This window comes from Blautia sp. CAG:257, assembly GCF_000433815.1.
Taxonomy (GTDB): domain Bacteria; phylum Bacillota; class Clostridia; order Lachnospirales; family Lachnospiraceae; genus Blautia_A; species Blautia_A caecimuris.
Window position 1 is genome coordinate 1 of sequence record NZ_HF999015.1, and the last position, 565, is coordinate 565.

Annotated in this window: 1 protein-coding gene and 1 pseudogene; both read left to right on the plus strand. The window is 37.2% G+C overall.

The window, feature by feature from the left end:
- Nucleotides 1–138: pseudogene (locus QVP40_RS13840) on the plus strand (UDP-galactopyranose mutase); the annotation flags it as partial.
- A 28-nt stretch (nt 139–166) separates the two neighbouring features.
- The coding region (tagD, locus tag QVP40_RS03455) for a glycerol-3-phosphate cytidylyltransferase (protein WP_288200307.1) at nt 167–565 on the plus strand (399 nt) is incomplete at its 3' end.

Consider the following 565-nt stretch of genomic DNA (forward strand, 5'->3'; position numbering starts at 1 on the left):
TATTCTGAGTATAAAAAAATGGCTGATAAAGAAGATAAAGTTGTATTTGGCGGACGACTTGGAGAGTACAGATATTATGATATGGATGCTGTAATTGCATCTGCTTTGGACATGTGCGAAAAGGAGCTTGGAGTATAATGCTCTTTGGCTGAGAGAGGTAAATAAAATGAAACGTGTAATCACTTATGGAACTTTCGATTTGCTTCATTATGGGCACATCAATCTGTTGCGCCGTGCGAGACAGATGGGAGATTATTTGATTGTGGCCTTATCGACTGATGAATTTAACTGGAGAGAAAAACAAAAAAAATGTTATTTTTCCTACGAAAAACGTAAACAGTTGTTAGAGGCAATACGATATGTGGATTTGGTGATTCCAGAGGAAAGTTGGGCACAGAAACGTAAAGATGTAAAAGAGTACCATGTAGATACTTTTGTTATGGGGGATGACTGGCTTGGAAAATTTGATTTTTTAAAGGAAGAAGGATGCGAAGTTGTTTATTTACCACGGACACCTGAAATTTCCAGCAGTCAGATTAAAGAGGAACTTCACTCTAAAAAGGAT